Below are 3,437 nucleotides of genomic sequence, written 5' to 3' on the forward strand. Positions count from 1 at the left end.
ATTTCGATCATAAAGAGATGTTTCGCCCCGAAACAAAGCTCGGCCGCAGCCACCTAGTAATGATCTGAACTCGAGCTTTTCTCGGAGATACGTGCATGAATTCCGTCGTTATTGTTGGAGCCCAGTGCCGTTTTCCTGGTGGAGCTTCAAGTCCGGATGAATTCTTCAATCAGCTCATAGATAAAAAAAACTTTGTATCCGATGTTCCTGATGGACGATGGAACCCGGACAAGTTTTATAATGACGCCGGCGGAGCCGGAAAAACCTATGTTCGTCGCGGGCACTGGTTGGATTACGACTATAAAAGCTTCGACGCTTCTTCGTTCGGGATGGCGCCGCGTGAAGTGGAGTTCATGGACCCGCAGCAACGTCTGCTATTAGAAACGACGTGGCAAGCCTTCGAGAATGCCGGTATCGACATCGCAGCCCTCTCCGGCCGCCAAGTCGGCGTGTATGTAGGCGGCTTCACGGTCGATCACCTCATCAACGAGTTCTCCAGCCAGAACCGCTGGTCTATCGATACACATTCAGCGGCCGGCGCGACACTGACAATGCTGGCCAATCGAATCTCTTACGCCTTCAACCTGACGGGCCCGAGCTTCGCCCTTGATACTGCCTGCTCCTCTTCATTGGTTGCCTTTGTTCAGGCGGTGCAGGATCTGCAGCAAGGCCGCTGCGAGATGGCAGTGGTGGGCGGGGTCAATTTCATGTTGCGGCCAGAATATGCTGTGGCCATGAGCAAAGGCCGGTTTCTGGCACGGGACGGTCGCTCCAAGAGTTTCGACGCGGCGGCAGACGGCTATGGCCGTGGCGAGGGCTGCGGCGTGCTGATACTCCGCAAGGCTGACGACGCGCTAGCTGACGGCAATGAGATCATAGCCTATGTCGATGGCGCGGGCGTCAACCAGGATGGCCGTACGAGTGGCATCACCGTGCCCAACCCAAAGGCGCAGGAAGCGCTGATGCGTCAGGTGCTGCAGGACAGCGATGTGGATGCTGCCACCATCCTGTACGTGGAAGCGCATGGCACGGGCACCCCAGTGGGCGACCCGTTGGAAGTCGCGGCGATCGCTGCCGTCTATGCCGACGGAGAGCGTGACGCGCCCTGCCTGATCGGCTCCGTCAAAAGTAATATCGGTCATCTCGAAGCCGCGGCTGGCGTGGCCGGCCTGATCAAAGCGGCCTGGATTCTGCGCCGTAACGTCGTTCCGCCGCTGGCGATGCTGGAGACGCCCAATCCGGCGTTGCCGCTGCACCATCCCGGCATCGCCCTTGCCACGGAGCATCGTGTGCTCGGCCCGGCAGACCAGACCCGCCGGGTGGCGGTAAACTCCTTCGGGTATGGCGGCACGAATGCCCACGTGATCCTGCGAGCACCCGACACAGTGTTCCCAGTCCGGCAGCCAGAGGGTGGTAGATCGGCGGAGGTGCTGCTGGCGCCGGTTTCCGCGCGCTCACCCCGCGTCCTGCCGCTGGCGGCGCAGAATCTAGCCGAACGCTTGGCCGAGTGTAACCTTTACGATGTGCTGCACGCGGCCACCCGCAAGCGCGCACATTTCGAGCATCGCGCCGTCGCTTGGGGTGATTCCGCCGCGGCGCTTTCCAACGGCCTCGCCGGCCTCGCGCGTGGCCAGCCATCGGCAAGGACGCTTCAGGGCGAGGCCTTGATCGCGCCAGAAGGCGGCACCGTGTTCGTCTATACTGGAATGGGCCCACAATGGTGGGGCATGGGTCGCGGCCTTTGGCGCGACTCCTGCGTGTATCGCACGGCGCTACGCGAGGCTGATGCGATGTTCGAAACCATCGCCGGCTTCTCGATCCTGGCGGAAATGCTGAAGGACGAGTCGGATAGCCGAATTGCCCGCACCGAATTTGCACAGCCCGCTAACTTCATGCTGCAACTTGGCCTGACGCGGGTCCTGGCTGCTGAGGGTTTGCGGCCAGACGCCGTGCTGGGCCACTCCGTCGGCGAGGTCAGCGCCGCATGGGCTGCGGGGATGCTGCCGCTGGAGCAGGCGCTGCGCGTCAGTCGCCAGCGCAGCCGCGTCCAGTCTCAGGCGGCCGGGCAAGGAGGCATGCTAGCAACTGGACTGAGCGAGGCCGAGGCCGAACTCATCGCCGAGCGTTCCGGCGGCAAGATCGATGTTGCGGCGGTCAATGCGCCTCGTGCGGTTACACTGGCCGGTGACGTTCCGGCCCTCAAGGCGGTTGCCCGAAAGCTGGAAGCGGAGGACGTATTCGCCCGGATGCTGACGGTGGAAGTTGCTTATCACAGCGCCTTTATGGAGCCGCTGAAGGATGAACTGATCGGTGTGCTTGCCGATCTGAAGACCCAGGCGCCGCACATCCCGCTATACTCGACGGTGACTGGTCGGCGGGTCGAGACACGCCGCTACGATGCGGAATACTGGGCCGACAATGTGCGCGAGCGGGTGCGCTTCATGGCGGCGATCCGCCGGGCCCTGAGCGACGGCCTTACCCACTTCGTCGAGGTTGGGCCGCATCCGGTGTTGGGCCGCTCTATCCTCGACATCATCAAGGACGCCGGCGCCACCGCCCGGCACGTTCCGACGCTCAACATGAAGCAAGATGATGCTGGCAGCCTACCGCTGACGCTAGCCTCGGCCTATGTCGCGGGTGCCAAGCTCGACTGGGCGCAGCGGCATCCTCAGGGTCGTGCAGTCACGCTGCCCAATTATCCTTTTGCACGTGAGCGACTGTGGCGCGAATCGACCATCCAGAGCCATGACCGGCTGAGTTTTGGCGATCGTGCGATGGCGCAGCGCCAAGCGCCCGGTACGTCGCTCCCTACGGATCTTTCCGTACGCAGCCTCAACTTCCTGCATGACCATCAAGTGGCGGGCGTCGCAGTCATGCCTGGCGCAGCTTATCTGGAGGCGCTGCTCGCCGCCGCTGAGGCGAGCTATGCCAAAGGTCCCTGGGTGCTCGAGAACGTCACCATTGACGCACCGTTCGTGCTGGATCGCGACCAGCCGCAGATGCTGGAGGTCGTCGAGGTGGCAGGCGGATCTCGTGAGCTGCGCTCGAGCAACGCACTTCTGCCAGGCGAGGTCGTGCGGCATGCTTCGGCGACGCTGCGCCGACTACAAGGCGCGGCCGCTTGTCAGTATGGGCTGGAAGCACTGCGAGCCGACATTTCGCAGGAACTGGAATCCGGCGCATTATACGACCGGTTTAGGCAGATCGGCCTGAACTATCAGAATGCCTTCCGCAGCATCAGCGCGGTGCGGCACGACGCGACGCGCCAAGTGGCTCTGGCTCGACTCGAATTGTCGCAGACAGAGCGGGGCGATGCCGCGATGTTCCTCGCGCATCCATGCTTGGTAGACGGGTCCTTCCAGGCGGCGTTGTCGCTGATCGATCCTAGCCACGGCGCCTACCTTCCGGTCGCTATCCAGGAAATGCGCCTGTTGCGG

At 62.5% G+C, this 3,437-nt stretch carries 1 protein-coding gene; it reads left to right on the forward strand.

The features are described from left to right. Nucleotides 1-95 precede the first annotated feature (95 nt). Nucleotides 96-3,437: type I polyketide synthase (locus tag D2K64_RS23105; protein WP_157986092.1), on the forward strand; the 3,342-nt coding region annotated here is incomplete at its 3' end.

The organism is Teichococcus vastitatis, from assembly GCF_003604215.1.
GTDB lineage: Bacteria > Pseudomonadota > Alphaproteobacteria > Acetobacterales > Acetobacteraceae > Pseudoroseomonas > Pseudoroseomonas vastitatis.